This is a genomic window from Bifidobacterium sp. KRGSERBCFTRI, from assembly GCF_025908335.1.
Genome location: NZ_CP109653.1, coordinates 3,042,124 through 3,065,666 on the forward strand (window position 1 = coordinate 3,042,124; position 23,543 = coordinate 3,065,666).

Consider the following 23,543-nt stretch of genomic DNA (forward strand, 5'->3'; position numbering starts at 1 on the left):
ATTGCCGCAAACGATTGCAACAATGGGTTTTCGTCAGTCATGATTCTTCTACCCCCGGAAAATCCCCCGGAGTACCCTCGGGGCCACTCAGCCGCCGATGCCCATCATCGACAGACACCAAGCGTTCTCATAGGAGACTTCCTCCCATTGCTTGTACCGCCCGGACGTACCCCCATGGCCGGCTTCCACCTCGATTTTCGCCACGGCGTCCACACCGGCATGCTGCAGCCGGGCCAGCCATTTCATCGGCTCCACATACAGCACGCGGGTGTCGTTCATGGATGTGGTAATGAAAATTTTCGGAAAAACGGCAGTTCTTTCGTCATTTTCACTATCTGGCGCATTCTCGTATGGCGTGTACGACTTCATATACGCGTACACATCCGCGTCGTGCAGCGGATCGCCCCACTCGTCCCATTCGGTGACGGTCAACGGCAGCGACGGGTCGAGAATCGAGGTCAGCGCGTCCACGAACGGCACGTCCGCCTCCACGCCCGCATAGCATTCCGGAGCCATGTTGGCGACCGCCCCCATCAATAGGCCGCCCGCCGAGCCGCCGTTCGCCACCGTACGCAGCGGCGAGGCCAGTCCGGCACGTTGCAGCGCGCGCGTGGCGTCGATGAAATCCTCAAACGAATGCTTCTTGTTGAGCAGGTGCCCCTGCTCGTACCAGGCGCGTCCCATTTCGCCGCCGCCGCGGATGTGCGGCACGGCGTACAGCACGCCGCGGTCGAGCATGCTGATGCGTGACACCGCGAATCCCGGATCGGAACTGATCTCGTACGCGCCGTAGCCGGTGATGAACATGGCGGAATCGCAGGTCGGCACGTCACGTCGCCATACCAGCGAGACGGGGATGCGTTCGCCGTCGCGCGCGGTGACCCACACCCGGCGTTCCATGTAGTCGCGCGGATCGAAACCACCCAGCACGGTGGCGCGCTTGAGCAGACGGTCCTCGCCGGTGTCCGGATCGTAGTCATGCAGCTCGCCGGGGCGCGTGTAGCTGGCGAACGAGTAGCGCATGCGCGGCGCGTCATACGAGGGGTTGCCACCAACGCCGATCGAATACAGGCGGCGCGTCTCCCCCGGCATGCGGTCGGCGGTGGCGCCGTCCGACGACGTCATCGCCCGACGCGAGACGCCATGCACGGCCGATCCCTTGCCTTGCGCGGCGGCGGCCGCGTCCAGTTTGCCCCAGATCTCGGCGCGTTCCTCGTTGATCTCGTCCACGGATTCGTCGACGTCCCAATCGTCCTCCAGCGCGTGCGGCACCAGTTCGGTGAACCGCCATGGCCGGCCGGCCAGGAAATCCTCGGCGGCGGCCCGTTTCGTCATCACCGCGATATGCGGCAGGCTTTCCGCGCGGTACTGCAGTGCGACGAAATGCCGATGGATCGAGATACCCTCGATGCCCAAACCATGCGCGCCCTGCAGAATGGCGGGATTGCAGGGATTCGAATACGGGGTGCCGATCGGCATGGAGGAAGCGCCAGGCTCCACGTCGTCGCCGTGCTCGCAGCCGTAAGGCGATCCGACCGCCACGCGCACGCCTTCGCCCAGCCGGTATGGCGGCTCGTGTGTCCGCATGTCGATCACATCGATCTCGAAATTCGGATTCAACGCGTTGTGGTACACCACGGCGAGCGGAATATCCTCGCCATGCTCCCCCGCGACTTCGAAGCAGGCGAAGCTCACGTCGTATTCCACGTCGGTTTCGCGCGGAATGAACGCCTGGAAGGTGCCCTCTGGGGTGTCCACCGGCAGCATCAGCACCTCGGTGGTGGTTTTCGATCCGGTGCCAATCACGATGTTCCGTTCGTCGAAGGACAGCCCGATACCCACCCAGAAGCGTTCATCCGCCTCGCGGTACACCTCCACGTCATCCGCGACGGGGGTGCCGACGTGGTGGCGCATCACCGCGTACGGACGCCATGCGTCGTCGAGCAGCACGTAGAACACCCATTGCGCGTCCGGCGTGAAGCAGGCGCCGCCGATGCCCTCGAACCGCTCCTCCAACTCGTCGCCGGTCTCAAGATCGCGGATGCGGAAATCGTAGCGTTCGTCGCCGCTCGTGTCGGTGCCGTACAGCATCCAGCGGCCGTCCTTGGAGATGTCCATGCCGCCGATGCGGAAGAAATCGTGGCCTTGCGCCTCGGCGTTGGTGTCGAACACCACCTGTTCGCCGTCGAGCGGCACGCCGGCCTCTACCGTCGGCGGATCCCAATCGTCCGCGCCGCGAATCGGCACACGGCACTGCACGGCATACTGTTCGCCCTGCTTGGTGCGGGTGAAGTACCAGTAGCCGTCCATGCGCGTCGGCACGGACATGTCGGTTTCCTGCACATGCGACTTGAATTCGTCGAACAACGTTTTGCGCAACGATGCGAGCGGTGCCATGCGCTGTTCGCAGTAGCGGTTCTCCGCCGCCACATAGTCGCGCACATCCTGCGATTCCTTGTCGCGCAGCCATTCGTAGTTATCGATGAACGTATCGCCGTGGAAGGTGCGCTCCTTTGGCACCCGCTTCGCTTCCGGCACCGCCAGTCCATTCTGGTGTTCGTCGTGCGCGTTCGTCGCTTCCTTCACGTTCATGGTGTTTTCCATACCCCGAAATTCACTCATGCACGCGATTATACTGACGACCCACACAAACTTGTGTCGGCCGTCAGTCGCCGTTTTGCGCGGCGCGCAGGTACGGCAGCATGGTTTTCATGATGTTCGATCCGGTCGTTCCCGTGAATACCGGCACGTCGGTGACCGGCATCGGCTGCGTGGCCACGCGCCCGGCGACGGAACCGAAATTGCCGGTCACTTCGCGCGGGGACAGCTGCCGGATGCCGATCGCCAGCACACGCCCCGGGTAGCGGCGTGCGATTGTGGCGTATGTGGTCGGATCCTTCTGCCCGTCGTCGCCGATCAGAATGAACTTCATATCGGGAAAATCGGCCATGAGCTGTTCGGCGTATTCAAGCTTGTGCTGCACGCCCGACGGAATGAAGGTTTTCGGCCTCGGGTCAAGGTCGCGCAGCAGCAGCGGACCTTCCGGAAAACCGTGGTTCGTAATGAAATGGCGGATCGAGCTTTCCACATTCCATGGCGAAGTGGACAGGTAGAAGAACGGCGCGTCCGGGAACATGTCCGCGATGCGGTTGAACAGCAGGTTCATGCTGGCCACCGGCACTTTTTTGCGCGGATTAAGCAGCAGCAGATTGTAGGCGGCCTTCATCAGACGCGGCGCCTGCGTGACCATGATGGTGTCGTCCACGTCGGAGATCACGCCCACTTTGGTGCCGCTGGGAATGGTGAAAAGATTGGCGTTGACCGGCTTGCGGCTACGCACTTTGTACGAGACGTTGTGGATGCCCGGTTCGAGTGAATGCTCGGCGACGAGGTCGAGGTAGCCGGCATCGTCGGATGCCGCGAATTCGCTGGAAATATCAGGATTGCTGTCGATCGCGTCGTATACTTCCGACGCACCCACCTGCACTGTTTCGATGGGCACGTCATCGATGGCGATCCGCACTTTGGTATGTGGGGACGGCACCATCAGCATGCCACGGATGCCGCGAATCAGGCGGCCGGCCTGCCGTTTGAACGGGCCGTATACGGTACGGCAGATCAGTCGGGAGTAGTGTTCGGTGCCGTAGCCGACGTAGGGTTCGACACGTGGATACCAGTCGAGTGACCGTACCAATGCGGTCGAGAATTTCAGCCAGACACTGAATGCTTTGGTGATCGTGCGGCGGAACAGCCTGGTCAGCGGCGGTTTGACTTCAAGACGCTCATGTCTGGAGGCCGCGTCGAAGGTGGTGACCACCTTGCGTGCCGGAATCGGCACGGTGGGCATGTCATCGCAAGAATCGTCCATCCGCTCCCCCATACGCTGCTGTTCGCGCTGCTGTTCGTGCTGCGGCGGGAACTGCGGCAACGGCTGAATTTCACTCATATGCCCACTATAGGGGTCGCGTTCGAACAAACAGTAACGCCACCGAGAAAATCAGGGAACTTTCAGGGCCCCGCAAGGCACTTCCCATAAAAAGGCTGCGGCCGGCGGGTGCGATGCGCGACCGTAAGCCCGGCCGAACGGCCTTGAGTGTGTCGCGCATCGCACCCGCCGGCCGCAGCCGTAATTAAAACTAGACGTCCGTGCTATTCAGTCAGCCACAATCTTGGCATACTCGTCAGCGCTAAGCAGGTCAGGCTCGTCATCCTCAAGCTCGATCTTGAAAATCCAGCCCTCGCCGTACGGATCGTCCGTCACAATGCTCGGATCGTCCGCAGCCTCGTTGTTGACGTAGCGGATGGTGCCAGCCACCGGCGAGACCAGCGCGGTGACCGCCTTGGAGGATTCGAATTCCGCCACTTCGTCGCCAGCTTCGACCTGCGTACCGACTTCAGGCAAATCGATGTACACGAGTTCGCCGAACTGTTCGGTGGCGTATTCGGTAACGCCCACCATGGCGGGTTCAACGGAGGAATCCACCCACACGTGCTCGTCGGAGTATTCGAGGTGCTCGGGCACGTCGAGGTTCACTTTGCTATCGTTTGCTTCGCTCATGCCGCCCATTGTACGGCGTATGCGAACGCCGCGCACCCGCGCCACGCGTAACGGGTCAGCGTACCGGTCCGGATGGCATGGCGCCGACTACCTGCACGATGGTGCCTTCCGGACAGTTGTCGTAGATCCACTTGGAATCGGCTTCGTACATGTTCACGCAGCCGTGGGAGCCGTAGTGCGCCGGGTCGCCGTGGGCGATGCCGTAATTGTTCCAGCTTGCCGTGTGGAAGCCTTCGCCGCCGTAGAAGTAGCTTACCCACTTCACACCCTTGGACAGGTAGCGCGAGCCGTCGTCGTTCAGGCCGGTCATGTCCTGGATCTGATACTTGAGGTAGATGTAGAAGGTGCCCAGGTCGGTTTCGTGCTTGCCGGTGGTGCCCGTGCACACCGGGAAGGTCTTGACGGCCTCGTCGTTGTGATACACGGTGGCGGTTTGCGCGGTGCGGTCCACCACGATGCGGTATTCGCTCTTCTTCTGCACGGTTTTGAAGTTCTGCACATCACCGTCCACCGGAATGGTGGCGCCTTGGCCGTTTTTGAGCGCTTCGCCGATCTTCGGTGCGAGCGCCTCCATGTTCTTGACCTTCACGCCGTTCACGCCTTTGACGATGGTGGCCAGCACTTTGCCGCTGTTGTCGACGGCGTCTTCCTGGTCGACCGCGTCCTGGTTGAGCTGGGCTGGGACCTGCTGCTGCACGTAGTTGGTGATGGCGTTGTCATCGTAGGACAGCGAAAGCGTGCCGTGTTCGAGATCGGCGTCGGTTTTCAGCCATGAGGCCACGACTTCGGCTGGAATCTGGAAGGTCTTGCCTTGTCCGTTGTCCAGCACAATTGGCGCATTCAGTCGCGCGTTTGCCTGGTCGGCCACGTTTTGGGCTTCAGGCAGTGCGACCGGCACGTCGATGGTTTCGTACGTGATCGTCACGCTGCCGCTGTGCCCCGGGTTCGCGATGGCTTTGGCGACCGTGTCGATCACGTTGTCCACCTTCGGGGACCTGCCGCCGCGGCCTTCCACTGCGACGAAGGCGCGCGCGTTGGCATCGTACGATGCGGTGGACGGTACCGCGCGGTCGGTGTCCTGCACGAATTTGTCGGTGACGAACGTCCTGAGGGCCAGCTTGTTGGACTTGGCGTTCAGCGGCACGTTCTTCTTGACGAACGGGTTGACTTCGTTGATGTATTCGAGTGCGCCGTTGGTCTGGTGCTTGGCGGCGAGCAGTTCCGTGACCGTCTTGTCGACGTTGTAGCTCACGCCGAGGTCGCTCAGGCTGCCGGAAGCGTTGTTGCCGTTGCCGTCCTTGATGTTCACGGTGGTGTTCTTCACGGCGGCCGTCACCGTGTTTTTCAGCTGGTCGGCGGTCTGTCCGGCCACACTGGTTCCGCCGAAGGTCACGCCCGGCGCGGCCTTGTCTTGGAAGTACCAGTGTGCGGTGAAGAAGCCGGCGATCGCGGCGACCACCAGCACGGCGAGCACGATTCCGGTGATGATCAGCGGCAGTTTGCGTTTCTTGGCCACGACGGCTTCTCCTTCGACCGGCATGGTGAGCACGGGAATGGCGGGAGCGGGCGTGGATGAGGGCATGTCACCGGTAGGAATGGCACCAGTGGGAACAGCTCCGTTGGGGACAGTTCCGGCAGGCGTGGTTTCGGCGGCACCGGCCGTCGGGAATGACTGGAACGGCTGGGTCTGGTCCGATGCGAAATTCAACGGCGGCATGGTCTCGGTGGCGGCGTTGGACACGTCGTCCTGTTCGGACACATCGGCCACGTCGGCGAGATTGATCGTATCGCCGTTCTCACCAGACTGCGGCGGCACGGCATTCACCCCTTCAAACGAGATGCCGGCGAAACTGTTGTCCGTATCGTTCTGCCCACTTCTATCAGACATGTATGTGGTTTCCTCATTCACTCTCTTCACGGTACATACCATGCAGCATGATACGCAGACGAGTGCCCAAACGAATACCTAAACAAGCTCCCCCGGCAACCGCCCCGAAGACAGGCTCAGCCGATACCACCTTTTAATGGCAGGTCTTGTCACGGCAGGTCGTGGCCGAGCCATTCCTCAATCATGTAGCGTGCGATCGTGGCTTTGCCCGGAGCCTCCATACGTCCCGAAACCAGTTCGCTCATGTATTCGTCGCGTGTGACCCAACGCGCCTGCAACGTTTCCTCGCCGTCCACGTGCACGTCGGTGGTGACCGCCACGCCTTTGAACGCCATCATGAGAGACGAGGGGAACGGCCACGGCTGGGAGCCGAGGTATTTGAGTTCGCCTATTTCGATGCCGACTTCCTCTTTGGCTTCGCGCCGGCATGCGTGCTCCAGGTTTTCGCCAGCCTCCACGAATCCGGCCGAAACCGAGTACAGGCCGTTGTTGCGCCACGCGCTGTTGTGCTGCAGCAGCAGACGGTCATCATGGTCGACGATCGCGGTGATCACCGCTGGCTCGATTCGGGGGAACAGCAAACGATTGCCATCCTCGTCGTTCGTGCAGTGCTGAGCCCAGCCGCCGAGCGCCGGTTCGACGGGCGCGCCGCACGTCGGGCAGTGACGCTGCCGGGCGTGCCACATGCTGAGCGAGATGGCGGAGGTTGCCTGTCCGGCTTCGCGTGCGCTGGCGTGGGGCGCGAATCCGCGCAGGTCCACCCAGTCGAATCGGGTTGCCGCGCTTTCCAGCAGCGATTTCGCGTTTTCCTGCGATTCATGCGCCGGCACTTCGGCGAACGCGTCGTCCGCTCCCCCGCTGCGAGCCGTCGCAGCCGTAATCGTCGTATCGTTCGGCTGGACGTGCGTCACGTCCACGGCGACGACGTGCTCGCCCAATCGTCCGCCGTACGAGCCGAGGAATATGGCGAGCGCCGATGGGTGCGATTCGAGTTCCGCGGCAACGTACGCGCCCGGCAGTTGGGCGAGGCGCATTTTCACGTTGGCGTAGTCGGCGATGGCGCCTTGGCCGTGCGGCACGGCCACTTTGCCGTCTTTGACGAGGATGACTTTCGTTGCCGGTTCCGCCAGGACTTTGGCGAACAGGTCGGGTTCGCCGCGTCGTGCCACTTCGTAGTCGATGTCTCCTTGGGCGAGTGGCAGGAACGGCAGGGTCTGCGTCAATGCCAGTGGTGAGAACACGCTCATGGTTGTGTTGCCTCTTTCATGCGTGTTATATACGGAATATATTCGTTATACATACGTAGTACATATTTCGTATATATGTTTTATATATTTTCTCTATATCTTGTCGATACGCCGGATGGTCTGCCACAGATAATCGTCGCAGCCGGCTCAGCCGACTCGCTTCACCAGTTCCAGCAACGCGGCGGCCACCTGGTCGGGGTGTTCGTACGCGCTGAAGTGGCCGCAGTCGTCGATCACCGTCATCGTCACGTCGGTTTTCGTCATCGCGTCGGCGACCGGCTTCATCACTGCCGGCGGGCTGGACGGGTCCTTGTCGCCGCAGATTACTGCGACTGGCACGTTGATGTTCGGCAGCACGTCGTTCAGGTCGGAACGGCCAGCGGCCATGCGTTCGCGCCAGGCGATGCCGTCGGCGGGCTGTTCGTTGATCCACGTTTCGAACTGCCTGCAGTAGGCGTCCGACTGCTTCACGGTGGAATCGGCTTCCGACGGCACGGCGAATCCCATGACCGGCTCGTGTGTGCCGGTCGTTTCGCAGTCGGTGGCGATTGCGACGCGCTTCAATCGCATGTCGGCGGAGTCGGCGTCGGCTTTCGTGTCGCACAGGGCGAGCGCCGCCACCGCTTCCGGATGCAGGCGTTGGATGTCGAGAATCAAGTAACCGCCCATCGACAGGCCCACCCAGATGGCTTTGCCGTAGCCGGCGGCGTGCAGCAGGTCCACGTACGCGTCCGCCATACGGTCCAGTCCGTACGGGAACGCGCCGTCGGCGTCCTTGCCGCCGCTGTCTTCGTCGGACGGAATCGGTCCTTCGCCGGCGCCGGGCATGTCCGGAGCCCAGATCGCAAATGGTTTCACGCCTTGTTTCACAGCTTGGTCGCGTAAAGCCGCCGCACACTCGTCCCACATGCGGTGGTCCACCGGGAAGCCGTGCACGAGCACCACCGGCGTGGTTTCGGTATCGTTGCCGCCGTCCGTATATACGTTGTTGTTCAGTTCAATCGTCATATTTTTCTAATCCTCCCCTATCTGTCTATTCGCCTAGTTTGCCTAGCTCTTGCCCCGCTTGCGCGGCTTGTCCTACTTGCCGGTCCATGCGAGCGCCTGCCGCACGATGGTGCCGTAGCCGTTGGCCATTTGCCCGACGAAGGTGTCGAGCATGTCGCCGGACGGGTCGACCCATTCCACGTCGAGCGTCTCGTCCTGCGGCTTGCAATCGCCGGCGATCGGCACCACGTAGCACAGCGCGATCGCATGTTGGCGTGGATCGTAATAGTCGGATAGGCCGGGTGTCGGGAAGAATTCGGCCACGGTGAACGGCTGCAGGCTGATTGGCAGCTGCGGCAGGGCGATATCGCCCAAATCTTTTGCGACGTTGCGCGCCACCGCTTCACGCAACGATTCGTGATAGAGCACACGTCCGGCGATCAATGTGCGTTCGATACCGCCGTCGTCAGTGACGCGCAGCAGCGAGCCGATTTGCGCCACCCTGCCGAGATCGTCGGTGCGCACCGGCACGACCACGACGTACGGAATCGGTATTTCGTGGCGCATGCGGTTGATTTCGTCCGATGGGAGCCATCCCGGAGGGTTGCCCATTCCGCGGATGAAATCCTCCGGCGTAATGTCGTCGAATTCCCCGCGATGGCGGTTGGCGTCGAAATCGCCCTCGTCGGGCACTTCATCATTCATCACTGGCATGGTTCCATTATCACGCACGGCATGTGAATGTCACGTGCTTCCGATTCTTCCCATAGCGCAATCGGGTGCGGCAGTGTGTTTGCGTGGCGTGCGGCTATATACTTTTCGCAAACGGGCTTTCGCAATATTGCGCAGCATTGCACGATATTGTTTTTTGAAATCGGCTTATAGCGTAAGCCGGGAAATGGGGAACGCATATGGCAACGCATGCAGTCACTTCGCAGGATTTCAACCAGGTCGTCGAATCCAATGATCTGGTGTTCGTGGATTTCTGGGCCACGTGGTGCGGTCCGTGCCGTGCATTCGGCCCAACGTTCGAGAAGGCAAGCGAGGCGAATCCGGACGTCTATTTCGCGAAGGTGGATATCGATCAGAATCCCGATCTGGCCGCCGCGGCCAAGGTTCAGGCAGTGCCGACGCTGATGGTCGTCAAGAAGCAGCAGATCATCTTCCAGCAGGCCGGCGCGTTGCGCGCTTCCGATTTGGATGATCTGATCAGCCAGGCCAAGGCGTTGGATATGGATGCGGCCGCTTCCGATGGGGACACCGCTTCCAGCGGAGACGCCAAAGTGAAAACGCCAAGTAGTCAGTCGGAACGATGATTCGGCCCGTCGCCTGCGCGTTGCATACGTTATCTTCAAGTTCCTTGGGGTGCGGTAGACTATATGCAGTTGCGCGCATTCCGGCGGAACCCTAGCGGTTGTGCGCCGTGCCCTAGGCACGGAATCCGCCGAGGAATTGTACCCGATGTAGGAGCAGAATGGCTAGCCATAAGAAACATGCCCAACCAACTACGTTTGCCTTGCCGGGCAAATCTCAGATGGTGAAGATTGTCGCAACGGTTGCGGCAGTGGGGCTGTTGGCCACTGGCGGCATCGTGTCGCATAATCTGTACGCCACCGCGGAGAAGTCTCCTGCCAAGCAGGTCACCGCGTATTCCGTCACCGACAGCATCGAAGCCTCCCGTGGCAACGCCCGTGAGGCGCTTTCCGGAGATACTTCGTACGTCACCGTGAAGATCAACGGCAAGACCCGCGTGGTTCCCGGCATGCACTTCACCGACGTGAAGTCCGTGCTTGACGCGGGCGACATCACCCTTGATACGGAAGACACCGTTTCCCCGTCTTTGGATACGAAGGTGAACGAGAACACCGTCATCAAGATCGAACGTGCCGGCGCTTCCGTTGAGGTGTCTGATACGGATATCGCATTCAACACGGTCAAGAAGGAGACCTCCAGCCTGCCGAAGGGCCAGGAGAAGGTCGAGACCGAAGGCGCGAACGGTGTTATGGAGACCACGAACCTCGTCACCAAGTCCGGCGGCAAGGTCATGTCTTCCAATATGATCAGCTCTTTCGTGAAGAAGGCTCCGACCGACAAGGTGATCCTCGTCGGCACCGGCTCCTCGTCCACGCCGTCCGCGGCCGCAGCGTCGATCGGCACCACCGTGCCGGCTGGCGAAATGCAGCAGTGGGCTCACGATTATCTGCTGTCCAGCGGCTATTCCGAGGCCGATTTCACCGCCACCGTGTACATCATTTCTCATGAGTCCGGTTGGAATGTCGCAGCCACGAACCCAAGCTCCGGCGCGTACGGCCTGCCGCAGGCGCTGCCCGGTTCGAAGATGGTGAGCGCCGGTGCCGATTGGGCCACCAACTACCAGACCCAGCTTAAGTGGTTCTGGGGCTACTGCGCACAGCGCTACGGCTCCATCCAGGGCGCCTACACCTACTGGCTCGCCAACCACTGCTACTGAGTTTTTCAGTACGAGCGAATTCCTCAATATGAATGAGCGGTGCATCGCATATTTGCGTGCACCGCTCATTCATATTGCACGCAGTACCCCAGCTGTCGTCAGAAATACTGTGCCTGTACGAATCGGCTCGTGAAAGTTTGTACTGGGCCGCACTTTGCACTAACTGGTGCAAACCCAGCACAGGCTAATGTAGACAATCTGCGAAGCCCCACGGGATTTTCTTTTTGCAGATTTCCCATTCTGCTCGTCTTTCCATCCGTACCTAATCGTACTTTCTCAAACCTATCCATCCTCTAAATCAATACTTCATTCATACCCCGTTTGAAGTCACAGAACTCTCCAAGCTCTCGTGCAAATTATTCAAGGTGCATAACTCCCTGGACGTCCGTGCGGACCAGAAGAACGTTCGTGCGGACCATCCGAACGTTCGTGCGGACCATCCGAACGTTCGTGCGGACCATCCGAACGTTCGTGCGGATTTTCAGCAACCTTTGCGGATGAAGTTCTCAAATTTTAGCAAGGTGCCGATTGAATCAAAGTCAAAAAGCCCAGAATTCCAACGTTTCTTGCCATTATAATTTCTTCAGGCTTCTTGTTTTAACTATTATTAGGCAATTCTTATCCGCACACGTCCCGAACAATCCGCACACGCGACACCGCGATCATGTTCACTTAGCAGTGCACGATTCCTTCCAATCTCACACCCACACGCCCGCGCAATCCGCACACACTTTTGGGATCACCCGGCCTACTTATACACATCTTCAAAACCAGAACATAGTTATCAACCGACCGTAATCGCAGTGAGAGAATATCCACTTATCCACAGATTTTCGTAAGCAGGTGGCGCCGACCGCGCATTTTCGCTTACGCTGCCCACATGTACGCACAGACACCGCAAGATATGACCCGCGCTCTCTTCGAAGCGCAACTCGTAGAACTACAGCGCGCCCGCGCAATCCGCAAGAAATACCATACTGATGTGGTGCTCGGTCTCACTTCCGCTATCAGAGTTTTGCTAATCGATATGCCGTCGCTCTATGACAAGATCAAACTGCTCGATTATCTGCATATCGTGGTGGAGGAACCGAGATTCCGCTCGTCGCATGAAGGTGTGAAATTTCACGCTTATACAGCGACACTTCCACCCGACCGAACACCCGACCGAACACTACAGCGCGATCGCACTTCTAGGCAAACGGCAGCCACTCCAGAAACGCCACATACACAAACGGCACGTTCGCATAAAAAAGTAACCCGCGATACCACCCCTTTTGCCGCTTACGAAAACAGCAAATACGCTCCGATTTTCGTTGAGCCGCATATTTTCACAGTGCATCCGTTGCTGCTGTGGGTACAGATGGCCGCATATCTCAGGCTCGAGGAATTGGTGGTGCTGGGCGATGCGATGATGCGTCGCAGCTTCTATCGTGTGCACGTCTCCCCGGCAGATTTTGCGACATTATTGAACGAGTTGCCAACCACGTTCCCGCATCGCAAGAAATGTGATAAAGCGGTGAAATTACTTGCCGAAAATACCGATTCCTGTATGGAAACACGATTGCGATTCCGTATGTTGCGCGCCGGCTACGGTCCATTCGTAATCAATTATCGGCTTCCGTTAAATACTGCCGATAAAAAGCAGGCTTTTCTCGATATTGCAATTCCGAATTTGAAAATTGCGATTGAATATTCCGGTAAATTTCACGCACAAAATTGGGAAAGCGACGAAGCTCGCCGCACAGCGCTGTCTTCAGCCGGCTGGCAAATACTTTCCGTCAACGCCGAGACCTTAAGCAATTCAGGTAAGTTCAAGGATTTTCTTATACAACTTTCAATGACGATTGCAAGACAACAGACTATATTGCAACGTAATCAGCAAATGTAAGATACTGCAATCTACGACTTAATATGTATGCGTGCGCGCATAAAACACATGACAACTGCAATGCATCCATACACGCGCACGATGGAAAATGTCTTGTGGTCGGCAACAACCGACTACTTGGCTTGCGAAGTCTTACGGTGAGAACCAGCCTTCGGACCACGCTTGCCGACAGTGCCATTCTTGGCACCTTCCACGTTGAACACGATCACCTGCTCGTCGGAATAATACTCGCCGTCAAGTGCGTAGAACGCAATTTTGGTAGGATCGTCCAGCTCGGGGAAGCTGAAGAACTTTTGCGTCGCAACAAGCAAATCAACATTGCGCAACGTCACTGCAGAAGCCTCTCCCGGCTTCTTGGTGGCGAAGCGAATCGCATATTCATCCTTGTCATTGCACTTTTGAATCGCAAATTTCTTCTCGTCATTGTTCACAAGAACCTTGACGTATTTAGGGAAGCCCAGCACAGCGCTGACGTTCTTGGAAAAACGAACGGATTCAAGCATGACCGTCATGGTCAATTTACCGTTATTGCTTTCGCCAACCTCTTTAAAACCATCCAGAATAGACATATAAAAGCCTTTCTTAAATCAAAACAACTACCGGAAAAACTTTACATCATTTTACGATTGAATACGAATCGTCATGAATATTCCACAAATAGCGTATAACGATAACAGAAAAGAGGGGTAAATAAAAGGGTGTAAATATCACAATCTACAACTTACGTAAATTGCAATATTTACACCCTTAAATAGTACAAATATCAGCTTCTGTTATGCGATTTAGTTGGCACCGGCGCCACTGCCAGAAGATGCAGCACCCCCATTGCCGTTGACTCCGACACCGGCGCCATTGTCTTCTTTACCAGCATCACCAGCATTAGCAGCATTAGCAGCATTATCATCGCTGCCAATATTGTCGTCACCATTATCACCATTATTCCGCGATGGATTCCAATACTGTTGCGCCTGTTGAGCCTGTTGAGCCTGTTGAGCCCGCGCCCGTTGCGCCTGCGCCTGAGCCTGAGCCGCCGCAGCCTCCTGAGCAGCCCTCATGGAAGCATTCACCGCATCTGACGCAGCGGAAATCGCCTTCGACGCCTCCTGCATAGCCTTAGTATCAACGCTATTGCCGTCAATCAGCTTCTGTGCGGCATCGATCGCCTGGGAAAGCGCGTCGCGTGTCGAATTATCCGCGACTTGCCAAGCGGAGCTGTCAAGCAACGTACGCGCACCGGAAACGCTCTGCCCCAAAGCGTCGCGAATCTGATTGGCTTCCAGTGTCTTCTTGCTGTCTTCCACCGATTTCACGTCCGCAATGATGGTCGCGGCTTGTTCCTTCATGTCATTGCTATGCTTGTTCATGCTGCGGGCACGCGATTGCAGCACGGATTGCGCAAGCGACGTGGAACATTCACTGGCCGCACCGAATTGCTCGCCCTGTTTGACGCTTTGCCTCAACTTTGTCAGCGTGCTCGCGTCGGCGACTTGGCTATCCGTCAGTTTCTGCGAAGTTTCAGCTTTCCTTATCGCCTTGCTCAAGATTTCGTTCGCTTCGGAATATTTGCTGCGCGCTTTTTCGCACATTGCGATTGCAGCGCTCTCCTGCTGCGCTTCTTTTTTCGCACGCACAACGAATACACCGCCCACAATTATGACGATTACCGCCACCGCAGCAACCGAACCCACTACTATTTTCTTGATAGGCGACGGCTTTTCCGGCGATGCTGGGATGGTTTTCAGCGGATCATGCTCCGGATCGTCCTCTTTTTCTGCCTTCTTGCGAACGATATCAGCAAGGGTCACACCCCTACAGTCACCCAAACAACCAATAATTACTGCAATCTCACGCATGCAAACGTTTCAGAAAACATGCTCAATCCACCCGTCGAACCCAGATAAAGAGGCACGATACAATAGACCAAGCGCGTTAAAGGAGCTTGAAAAATGAATTTCAATCGGTACATCGCATTACGTGCGATCGTCGAATTCGTGGGTGCTGTAGCATGCGCAACGCAACTGTTTCAGCACCGTACCTGGCCAGGCATCATCATGATGTCGTCAATCGCCCTGCTCTGGATTATCGGCGAACTGTGGCTCACCATGGTGTACAACCGCGCGTATCCGCGCCGCGACGAGCTGTCCGACGAGCATCAGGCCACCGCCATCCGCTTCACCTTCTTCATACTGGTGGCGGCACTGGTGGTGCTGGGCTTCATCGGCATGATCGTCTCGCTGTTCAAGCATGTGCCATTCAACATTCCCGCCATGGCGCTGCCGACCCTCGGCATGCTGGCGCTGGCCATCGCCGACGCGCGATACCTGTGGCTGGAACGTGCGGGCGGGGAAAACGGAGAAGACGATGAAGACTAGTCTGAAATTCAAACGTATGGAACGCGGGCTCAAACAGTCCGACCTCGCCGACCTCGTCAACGTGCGCCGCGAAACAATCGGACGACTCGAGCAGGGTCAGTACTGCCCATCGCTCAGGCTTGCCATGGATCTGGCAAAAGCGCTCGACACCACCGTCGAAGACCTGTTCAGTTTCGACGACGAGGAATAGCTTCGGCGTGTCGTTTTCCAATTTTCCTCAAGAATGGCGAGTTTCCAACGAAAATTCTATATTTGACGATTCGGGGGCATGTGCGAAGCTCGTCACACGATGAGACATCGACGTCACATATGTGCGAATGGCGTCACACCACGGGAAGGGCGCCATTCCAAGCGAAGCGTATAGTCAAGGCAGTAGCAGGGAACCGCAAGGCGAACTGCTGAAGACACTTCCACTTATTAGAGAGGAATTACGATCATGAAGAAGAAGATCGTTGCAATCCTGGCTACCATCGCCGCCGTGTTCGGCTTCGGTTTCGCTGCCAACTCCGCAATGGCTGTCGACCAGTACGGCGCAACCGGCACCGTCTCCGGCAATGTTGCGACGTTCACGTTCACCGGTCTGACCCCGGGTCAGTACTACGTCGTGTCCTACGACGACACCACCGTTGAGAACGTCACCCTGGCTGCCACCAAGTATTCCAAGGCCGCCAAGGCTCACGACGATGGCACCCTGACTGCCACCTACACCTTCAAGAAGGGTTTCGCTGGCACCATCAGCTCCCAGATTTTCGCTTCTGACGCTGAGGGTCACCACACCGGCGCTGCCCTTGCCTCCGCGTCCGTGACTGTGGCCGCCACCGGTACTGGCGCTGCCGATGCTGCTGCTAACGGCTCCGCTCAGACCGCTTCCACCGGTGCTGCCATCGCCCCGTACGCTGTGGCCGTCGTGCTGCTCGCCGCTGCCGGCATCTCCCTGGTTGCCGTCCGCAAGAGCTCCGCTCGCTGAACTCGGCTCAACCGGAAATAATTGAACACTTACGTTCATGAAGGGCTTGGGGCATTCCCAGGCCCTTTTTTACGCTTATTTCGCGCGCACCCCACAGGGCATCCACGCACGCAGAAAGGACACCAATGAAGGTTGTATTCGTCTGCACCGGCAACGTCTGCCGTTCCCCCATGGGAGAGCTGTTGCTCCCTCACTATATGCCCGATCTCGAGGCCGACAGCGCCGGCACGAGAGGACTCGACGCGCATGAAATCGCGCCAAACAGCGCAAAACTGCTGGCCGCGCATGGCATCGATGCCAAACAGTTCCGTTCCAAGCGCATCACCCCGCAACTGGCGAACAGCAGCGGCCTGATTCTGTGCTTTGAGCACGAACAGCGCAAGGAGATCGCGGTGATCGCTCCAACGGCGGCGTGCAGGACTTTCCTCATCAACGACTTCGCCAACATGTGCGCGTATTGCAAAGAACAGGGGTATATGGATGGCGATACGCGCGAGGAACGACTCGAATCCGTTATCGATAATGCCAGCATGATCCGCCCTATGATTCCCGATACCGCCAATATCGAAGATCCTATGGGTAAAGATTACGCGGTCTACGAGCGTTCATATCAGGAGATTTGCAAGGCTTTGCAGACCATTGCTGATACCACCACTCGATAACCCCTTACTGTAAGGGAGTCAAGCTGAAACCATGGTCACGCTCAGCGCCCTCCCCCACAAGGAGCTTTCCCCCATCTGGGAGGGCTCCTTGCTATTATGAGTTTGTTTTGGATTTTGAAAATCTCTGAGAGGGAAACATGGCCGCAGCAGAAAGTACAGCGTCACAAAACGGTCAGGTAGTGGTTGAGCCTACCGAAACGGAAGACAACGGCATCACCCTGATGGACCTGTTCCGTATTGTCCGCAAGCATATTGTGGTCGGCATCATCACTTTTGTGGTGGTCTTTGCCGCCGTGTGCGCCTACACGTTCCTGGTTCCGCCGAAATATTCGGCCACTTCCCAGGTGTTCGCCACGTACAGCGATTCCTCGGTGCAGGATAATAACATTTCCAACATCAACAGCGCCAGTACGTACATCACTAACCAGATTCAGTCGTACCCGACTCTGGTCACCACTGAATCCGTGCTGAAGCCAGTCATCGATGACTTGGGTCTCGACACTACTGTGGCGGGTCTTGCTGGTCAGCTGACGGTCACGAACCCGACGAACACCGCCTTCGTGAATATCACCGCGCAGAGCGGCGATGCGAAGCAGTCGTCCGACATCGCCAATGCGGTAGCCGAATCGTTGAGCAACGTAGTGGAAAAGTCGCTGTATGCGTCTGGCAAGGAATCACCGGTGAAGCTGTCCATCGTGCAGCGTGCCAGCGTGCCGCTCTCCCCCAGCTCCCCCAAGGTGGCGCTGTATCTCGCCGTCGGACTGGTCGGCGGCCTGATCCTTGGCGTCTTCGCCACGCTCATTCGCGATCTTATGGCCACCCGCGTGGAGGAAGCCAACGATCTGCAAGACATCATCAACGCCCCTATCATGGGCCGTATTCCAACAGACGACAGTCTGAAGGGCATCAAGCCGATCATCATCTCCTCCCCTGCCGGTCGTATTTCCGAGGAATTCCGCCGTATCCGCACCAACCTATCGTTCACGTCGAAGGTTGAAGGCTCCAACGCCCGCATGATTGTCATCACATCCGTCGGCCCGTCCGAAGGCAAGACCACCGTTTCCGTGAATGTGGCCGCAGCCTTGGCCGAGAACGGTGCCAAGGTGCTGCTCATCGACGCCGACCTGCGTCACCCGTCCGTGGCCGACCGACTTGGTTTGGAAGGCGGCGCTGGCTTGGCGCACGTCCTGTCCGGACAGGCCACCGTCAAGGATGTGGTGCAGCGCTATTGGAAGCCGAATCTGCATATCATGCCTGCCGGTCCGAAGCCGCCGAACGCTTCCATGCTGCTGAATTCGAAGACCATGACCGAAATGCTGGACATGGCCCTGCAGACCTACGATTACGTGATTGTGGATACCTCCCCGATGGTCGTGGCCAATGATGCCGCCGTATTCGGTGCGAAGAGCGATGGCGTGGTACTGGTTTCCGGCCGCGACGTCACCATGAAGCGCGATCTGAAGGATATTGCCGTTCAGCTTGAGAACCTCAACGTTCCGGTTGTTGGATTCGTGTTCAACTTCGAGAAGGAGCGCAAGACCTCCAACAACGACAATTACTACTATTACGACGAGGGCGGCAAGACGAGCCACAAGGCTCCTAAGTCCCGCTCCGAAGCCAAGCGCAAGAAGTAGCTCGGGGTTAAAGTCCGCTGATTCAAGAGAAGGCTGGAAACCGCTGTGGTTTCCAGCCTTTCTTTATGTCTTCAAGGCTGACAGGTGAGGTGGATTCGATCTTTTCGTTTCGAGCCGGTTTCCGTCTCGTCTTATGCGCCTTTCCTTGTACGCCCTCTCTGCGCCCACAGCTGATATGGCACTTGCCGGATGCCGCTATCATGTGGGTATGAGACTTCTTGGCAATATTCTGTGGCTGATTCTGGGTGGACTGTTCCTGGCCGCCGGCTGGGCCGTCATCGGACTGGTGCTGTGCGTCACCATCGTCGGCATCCCGCTGGGCGTGCAGGCGTTCAAGATGGCGGGGCTGACGTTGACTCCGTTCGGCAAGACCGTGGTCTATGGAGGCGGCGTGGGCTCGGTGCTGGTCAACATTGTGTGGTTCGTGCTGGCCGGTGTGTGGATGGCGATCGGCTACGTGTGCGCCGGACTGCTGAACTGCATTACCATCATCGGCATTCCGTTCGGTATCCAGTCGTTCAAAATGGCCAAACTGGCGCTGTGGCCGTTTGGTTCGCAGATTTACAGCCTGTGATTAGCGCATCCAGCGCAGTCGGCCATCGGATGCCGTCCGACACGTGAGTATCGAAGAGCTGCGATCCGATTGCGCCGTAGCTCCTGCGGAAGAGCAGAACGCGCCACCATGCGCTCTACCGAGTGACGTTGCCGCCGGAGCCTGCGCCGGCGATTGCGCAGCTTGGGACTGCTGCTGCGCCACTTGGGCCAACTGTTGTTCTTGAGCCTGCTTCTTGGCTTCCTCACGTTGCGCGATGTTCTTTTCACGCTCGTCGAGCTGTGTTTGCCGCTGGTCTTGCTCCTGTTGCTTCTGGTCTTGCTCCTGCTGTTTCTGCTCCTGCTCGGATTGTTGCTGGTCAAGCTGCTTCTGTTGCGAATCCTGTTCGGCTTTCTGCTGCTCCAACTGATCCTTGAGATCCTGAATATCGTCCAGTTTCCGGTTGAGCTCATCGACTTGCCGCTGCAGTTTGTTGTTGTGCTGTTTCTGCGAAGTCAACTGCTGCTCCAGTTGCTTATACTGGCTGCTTTGCGTCGGATCAGCACTCATGTTGCCTATGGCGAGCGCTACGACGGCAACGAGAATAATGACGATCCACCGTTTCCAAGAGCCTGGCTGCTTGGATTTCTTCGTATGCTTTCCACCGGTTGGAGGGTCGGTTGGCCCGTTGGAGTTTGAAAGCTCGTTGGTTGAGACAGACGGAGTGTTGGTCAAAGTCAGCTTGTCCGCATCGGAAGGATATGGCATGACGGTGGTTTCCACTGGCGAAGTGGTCAGCGGCAGTTGTGCAGCATCCGCTTTGGATCGTTTTGTGTTCTTCTTGGCTTTCTTCGCCTTGGCGGGCTTCTCATCTGAGATCTTTTGGCTGTAGCTGATGCCGGTTCCCGGAACACTGGCTCCAACATAGGTGCCGCGCTTTCCCACTGTGACGTGTGGCGCTCCGCGTTTGCCGAATGTGACGCTGCTGATGCCGTTTTTGCCGAGATTGACGCGCATGCCTTTACCCAAGCTGATGCTTTTTCGAATCCTGAATCCCATGCTCTCCCCTTTGATAGCGTCTCTCTTGCTAGTCATTATATGACTTTTCGGGGTTGGGTCCGTTATTTCAATGCGCCTCAGCCAGTTTTTCTTCTCTTATATAAAAGCCCGTCACATTGTTTTCTTTTAGGCGTCTCCAAAAAAAACATTTACGGAGTGTAGAACGTGCCGAAGCGGCCTGAAGCATGCGTCCATGGCAAGAAAAAGCATCCAAGACTCCGCCTTTCATATATTCGACGTTCCGACCCTCCCCTATCAGGAACAAGAACCAAGAATCCCGAAAACGTCACCATCCCGATCGAAACAATTCCCAACCCAATATAAGAAGGGGGACACCGCAAAAGCCTCCACACACAAACAGAAAACGTCCAAGGCAACGTCCCAGATTGCACGATGTTGTTTCGTATGACAAAACATCAAGACATCCGTTCCTTCTCCCGAGAAGGAATCAGCAGAAACTCAAGCACAATGAAAAGGAGGAGCCGACGCATCGACTCCTCCCAGGTTTCGCCCGAAGACTTCCACCGCAATTAAACGGGAATGCACTAATCTTAATAGGCGAAAGCAGCCAGAGCAGGGCACGAACGGGGGTACACGCCTAACGTAGCACGCCGGCGCACTCCAAAGAATTTCAAATGGAGGCAACCTCTAGCATCGAACCGCTCCGCATGGTTCTTCCTCGACAAGGAACAGACCATCAAATCCAACCTCAAGCGCGTGTAGTAGACCATAGAACACACCCCTTTTAAGAACCTTATTCGTACAATGCCCTACCTCGCGTTCGGCTGTACAAGACCTGCTTTGAAGCATTGGATTAGATACACCGCAGAATGAACGGCCGCCTGAACCTTTCCCTTTAGAGACCACTCCAGAATCCGGACCGCCGTGACAGTCGGGCTGACTGTTCATTAGACCACTCATAAGTAATTGGATGACACCGCCGAGAACATTGCCCATACACCCGAAACCGAATCATTGGGATTGCGCAGGCAACGCAGCAATCGACAACGGCACTATTGACATCGCAGGTATATCATGCGACTGCAATTGTTCAACGAGCTTTTCCCTCATGTAAGGCCATGCAACGGAAAGAGCCTCCGGGGTATTTTCATCATCAATGGGCGAATCGAATTGAATCGCATAGCGCAGATCGGATACGAAAAAAGGAGACACATTCTTTTCGGAATCGCCTTTTTTGAGAGTGATCTCCGAATGCAACGTTAATTCGTACGGCCAAGGCTTGTCATCACTTGGATTCAAACCAAAATTAAAATTGATGTTGCTTTCCGCGCCTTCCTGCGAGTCTTGGGCAAGGTCGCGCTCGCTTGACTGGCCGAGCAGCATAATTCTGTTGACGTTCATCCAACCAGCTCCTTTTTCGATTCCACGTCTTTATTTGCACGCCAAGGAGCAGCCTTGCCCGAAGCACCCATTACAGTAACCTTGCGTAAACCATCATGATTTGGTTTTTGCCGGGATACTGTTACCTCTACGTTGATGCCGCCCATCGTTATATCGCCATTGGACCATTCACTTGTTACCTGCAATTGTCGAACGGCCTTCCACGTATCGTATTTCCGGCACCCCTCCGGTTTTAGCTCCGCAGGCTCGACGCTATATGTAATGCGCGCCCCGACTTCCAACGCATAGTCGGTAAGCAATGTCACAAGCTTTTTTCTTCCGTTCTCAATCTGAGATATGTAAGACTGGGACACACCCATCTCATCAGCCAATTGCTCCTGAGTCATACCCCGTTGCACACGCATAGAGACAAGACCCTCAAGAAGCTGGTCCTCAGCGTGATACAAATCGTAGGCAAGTTCCCGATAATCGTAAGGAAGCTGACCATCCATGGTTCCCTCCTGTGGTGGATATTACTTATAGTAATATCCACCACAGGCTCGACATTATTACCGTCAACCCTAATTATTATGAAATGGTCAATTTATGAAATCAGCGACAATTGTTAAAAGACATCATCTGTATCAGTTAACATATATATAGCTGACAGAGAGTTACAAGAGTCAAAAGAGGGAAAATGAGCAATATCATTGCCTTAGTTTGGGATTTTGATAAGACCCTCGTAGATGGATATATGCAAGATCCTATTTTTGAAAAATATGACGTAGTCTCCAAAGACTACTGGAGAATGATTAACAATCTTCCTCAAAAATACAAGGAAGAGCAAGACGTTGAAGTTAACAAAGATACCATTTATCTCAACCAATTCATTAAAGATGCGCGCCCTGATGGTTGCTTCCCTGGGCTGAATAACGAACAACTAAAAGATTTTGGCAAAGAATTAAAATTCTACAAAGGTGTCCCAGATATTTTCGAGGCAGTTAAACGAGTAGTCGATCAAGACGCATATAGAGAACGCGACATTCATGTGGAAAACTATGTTGTCAGCACTGGAATGTCCAAAGTAATTCAAGGTTCAAAAATTGAACCATATATGAAACATATATGGGGATGTGAATTCATTGAAGATGAAAATGAAAATGGGCAAAAAGTTATTAGTGAACTTGGTTACACTATCGATAACACGTCTAAGACCAGGGCTTTATTTGAAATAAACAAAGGTATTCCAGAAACTCCAAACATTGACGTAAACGCGAAAGTCCCCGAAGAACTACGTCGAGTCCAATTCAAAAATATGATCTATATTGCAGATGGCCCCAGTGACATCCCCGCATTTTCCGTCGTGAAACGGTACGGTGGCGCTACTTTTGCGGTTTATCCCAAGCACGACGAAAAAGCCTTTGATCAAGTCGAACAAATGCGAAGAGACGAACGCATCGACATGTATGCAGAAGCCGATTATTCCGAAGGAACAACAGCATATATGTGGCTAACACACAAAGTGAAACTTCTTGCTGAAGGTATAGTGCAGAGGGAAAAGAAGCGACTGGAGGAATCCATTTCAAGTGCGCCACATCATATTTCATAAACATTAGCCACTACCGCCCCTTCTTTTACATCCTTTATTATACGAAAGTCTAAGAGAAGGAACATCAGAATCAAACAATCAAAATTTTTAATTATCAGAAATCGGCGTTCTATCTTTTCTTCCTGTCTGACCTATCAGACAGGAAGAACGTGGGTAACAGCACTATAATTTGTCGTGAGCAGATTCAAATCCAATAGGATTACGAGAAGAAGCTTTCCTCTGCAAATCGATTAGATGGAAAACCTCAGATTCATCTAGATCAAGCCATCGACCATCGAAAGGCGACTGATAAAACTCATTCGGAGGCAGCGGAACAATCTTACTCCCCT

Annotated in this window: 22 protein-coding genes; 10 read left to right on the plus strand and 12 right to left on the minus strand. The window is 56.0% G+C overall.

The window, feature by feature from the left end; translation table 11 throughout:
* Positions 1-87: 87 nt before the first annotated feature.
* The 7 genes from OGI63_RS12865 to OGI63_RS12895 all read right to left on the minus strand — a co-directional run bounded on the left by OGI63_RS12865 (position 88) and on the right by OGI63_RS12895 (position 9,394).
* On the minus strand, positions 88-2,592 hold the full coding sequence (locus OGI63_RS12865) for a S9 family peptidase (protein WP_050731466.1): 2,505 nt from the start codon (positions 2,590-2,592) through the stop codon (positions 88-90).
* A gap of 73 nt (positions 2,593-2,665) precedes the next feature.
* Positions 2,666-3,880: an App1 family protein gene (locus OGI63_RS12870; RefSeq protein ID WP_011743823.1), complete on the minus strand. Its 1,215-nt coding sequence runs from the start codon at positions 3,878-3,880 to the stop codon at positions 2,666-2,668.
* Between the two features lie 273 nt (positions 3,881-4,153).
* Positions 4,154-4,558 carry a glycine cleavage system protein GcvH gene (gene gcvH, locus OGI63_RS12875; RefSeq protein WP_033500058.1) on the minus strand — a complete coding sequence of 135 codons (405 nt, stop codon included), beginning with the start codon at positions 4,556-4,558 and terminating at the stop codon, positions 4,154-4,156.
* Between the two features lie 55 nt (positions 4,559-4,613).
* Positions 4,614-6,446 (minus strand): L,D-transpeptidase, encoded by a 1,833-nt coding sequence (locus OGI63_RS12880; RefSeq protein WP_231837033.1) that lies wholly within the window; start codon positions 6,444-6,446, stop codon positions 4,614-4,616.
* Between the two features lie 149 nt (positions 6,447-6,595).
* On the minus strand, positions 6,596-7,693 hold the full coding sequence (gene nudC / locus OGI63_RS12885; RefSeq protein ID WP_011743826.1) for an NAD(+) diphosphatase: 1,098 nt from the start codon (positions 7,691-7,693) through the stop codon (positions 6,596-6,598).
* 147 nt (positions 7,694-7,840) lie between these two features.
* Positions 7,841-8,701 (minus strand): alpha/beta fold hydrolase, encoded by an 861-nt coding sequence (locus OGI63_RS12890; protein ID WP_011743827.1) that lies wholly within the window; start codon positions 8,699-8,701, stop codon positions 7,841-7,843.
* A gap of 72 nt (positions 8,702-8,773) precedes the next feature.
* The gene (locus OGI63_RS12895; RefSeq protein WP_003806767.1) at positions 8,774-9,394 is read right to left on the minus strand and encodes a DUF4916 domain-containing protein; all 621 of its coding nucleotides are present in this window, start codon (positions 9,392-9,394) and stop codon (positions 8,774-8,776) included.
* 197 nt (positions 9,395-9,591) lie between these two features.
* Here OGI63_RS12895 and trxA point away from each other — a divergent pair, with 197 nt between their 5' ends.
* From trxA to OGI63_RS12910, 3 genes are all read left to right on the plus strand, one after another.
* Positions 9,592-9,996, plus strand: coding sequence for a thioredoxin (gene trxA / locus OGI63_RS12900; protein WP_003806768.1), 405 nt, complete (start codon positions 9,592-9,594; stop codon positions 9,994-9,996).
* 158 nt (positions 9,997-10,154) lie between these two features.
* Positions 10,155-11,150 carry a G5 domain-containing protein gene (locus OGI63_RS12905; RefSeq protein WP_011743828.1) on the plus strand — a complete coding sequence of 332 codons (996 nt, stop codon included), beginning with the start codon at positions 10,155-10,157 and terminating at the stop codon, positions 11,148-11,150.
* An 880-nt stretch (positions 11,151-12,030) separates the two neighbouring features.
* Positions 12,031-13,038 (plus strand): hypothetical protein, encoded by a 1,008-nt coding sequence (locus OGI63_RS12910; RefSeq protein WP_011743830.1) that lies wholly within the window; start codon positions 12,031-12,033, stop codon positions 13,036-13,038.
* Between the two features lie 113 nt (positions 13,039-13,151).
* Here the strand turns inward: OGI63_RS12910 and OGI63_RS12915 are convergent, their stop codons facing one another.
* Complete coding sequence (locus OGI63_RS12915; protein WP_011743831.1) at positions 13,152-13,607, minus strand: hypothetical protein; 456 nt, start codon at positions 13,605-13,607, stop codon at positions 13,152-13,154.
* Positions 13,608-13,820: 213 nt separating this feature from the next.
* Positions 13,821-14,843 (minus strand): hypothetical protein, encoded by a 1,023-nt coding sequence (locus OGI63_RS12920; protein WP_260798153.1) that lies wholly within the window; start codon positions 14,841-14,843, stop codon positions 13,821-13,823.
* Positions 14,844-14,984: 141 nt separating this feature from the next.
* On the opposite strand from OGI63_RS12920, the gene OGI63_RS12925 reads away from it, so the two are divergent.
* The 6 genes from OGI63_RS12925 (at position 14,985) to OGI63_RS12950 (ending at position 19,247) form a co-directional block, all read left to right on the plus strand.
* A complete protein-coding gene (locus tag OGI63_RS12925; protein WP_041777406.1) occupies positions 14,985-15,410 on the plus strand; it encodes a hypothetical protein in 426 nt (141 codons plus the stop codon).
* A complete protein-coding gene (locus OGI63_RS12930) occupies positions 15,400-15,600 on the plus strand; it encodes a helix-turn-helix transcriptional regulator (protein ID WP_041777407.1) in 201 nt (66 codons plus the stop codon). Before OGI63_RS12925 ends, OGI63_RS12930 begins: the two co-directional genes overlap by 11 nt.
* Positions 15,601-15,846: 246 nt before the next feature.
* The gene (locus tag OGI63_RS12935) at positions 15,847-16,377 is read left to right on the plus strand and encodes a hypothetical protein (RefSeq protein ID WP_011743654.1); all 531 of its coding nucleotides are present in this window, start codon (positions 15,847-15,849) and stop codon (positions 16,375-16,377) included.
* 125 nt (positions 16,378-16,502) lie between these two features.
* Positions 16,503-17,039 carry a protein-tyrosine-phosphatase gene (locus tag OGI63_RS12940; RefSeq protein ID WP_011743655.1) on the plus strand — a complete coding sequence of 179 codons (537 nt, stop codon included), beginning with the start codon at positions 16,503-16,505 and terminating at the stop codon, positions 17,037-17,039.
* 137 nt (positions 17,040-17,176) lie between these two features.
* On the plus strand, positions 17,177-18,673 hold the full coding sequence (locus OGI63_RS12945; protein WP_011743656.1) for a polysaccharide biosynthesis tyrosine autokinase: 1,497 nt from the start codon (positions 17,177-17,179) through the stop codon (positions 18,671-18,673).
* Positions 18,674-18,881: 208 nt separating this feature from the next.
* Positions 18,882-19,247: a YccF domain-containing protein gene (locus tag OGI63_RS12950; protein WP_041777408.1), complete on the plus strand. Its 366-nt coding sequence runs from the start codon at positions 18,882-18,884 to the stop codon at positions 19,245-19,247.
* Here OGI63_RS12950 and OGI63_RS12955 read toward each other — a convergent pair whose 3' ends face one another.
* The 3 genes from OGI63_RS12955 to OGI63_RS12965 form a co-directional block, all read right to left on the minus strand.
* On the minus strand, positions 19,248-20,300 hold the full coding sequence (locus tag OGI63_RS12955; RefSeq protein ID WP_080505105.1) for a DUF4236 domain-containing protein: 1,053 nt from the start codon (positions 20,298-20,300) through the stop codon (positions 19,248-19,250). It abuts the gene before it with no gap.
* Positions 20,301-21,236: 936 nt separating this feature from the next.
* Positions 21,237-21,626, minus strand: a complete 390-nt coding sequence (locus OGI63_RS12960; RefSeq protein ID WP_041777410.1) for a hypothetical protein — start codon at positions 21,624-21,626, stop codon at positions 21,237-21,239.
* Positions 21,623-22,117, minus strand: a complete 495-nt coding sequence (locus OGI63_RS12965; protein ID WP_011743662.1) for a helix-turn-helix domain-containing protein — start codon at positions 22,115-22,117, stop codon at positions 21,623-21,625. Before OGI63_RS12965 ends, OGI63_RS12960 begins: the two co-directional genes overlap by 4 nt.
* A gap of 185 nt (positions 22,118-22,302) precedes the next feature.
* On the opposite strand from OGI63_RS12965, the gene OGI63_RS12970 reads away from it, so the two are divergent.
* Complete coding sequence (locus tag OGI63_RS12970) at positions 22,303-23,214, plus strand: haloacid dehalogenase-like hydrolase (protein WP_011743663.1); 912 nt, start codon at positions 22,303-22,305, stop codon at positions 23,212-23,214.
* The last annotated feature ends 329 nt before the right edge of the window (positions 23,215-23,543 follow it).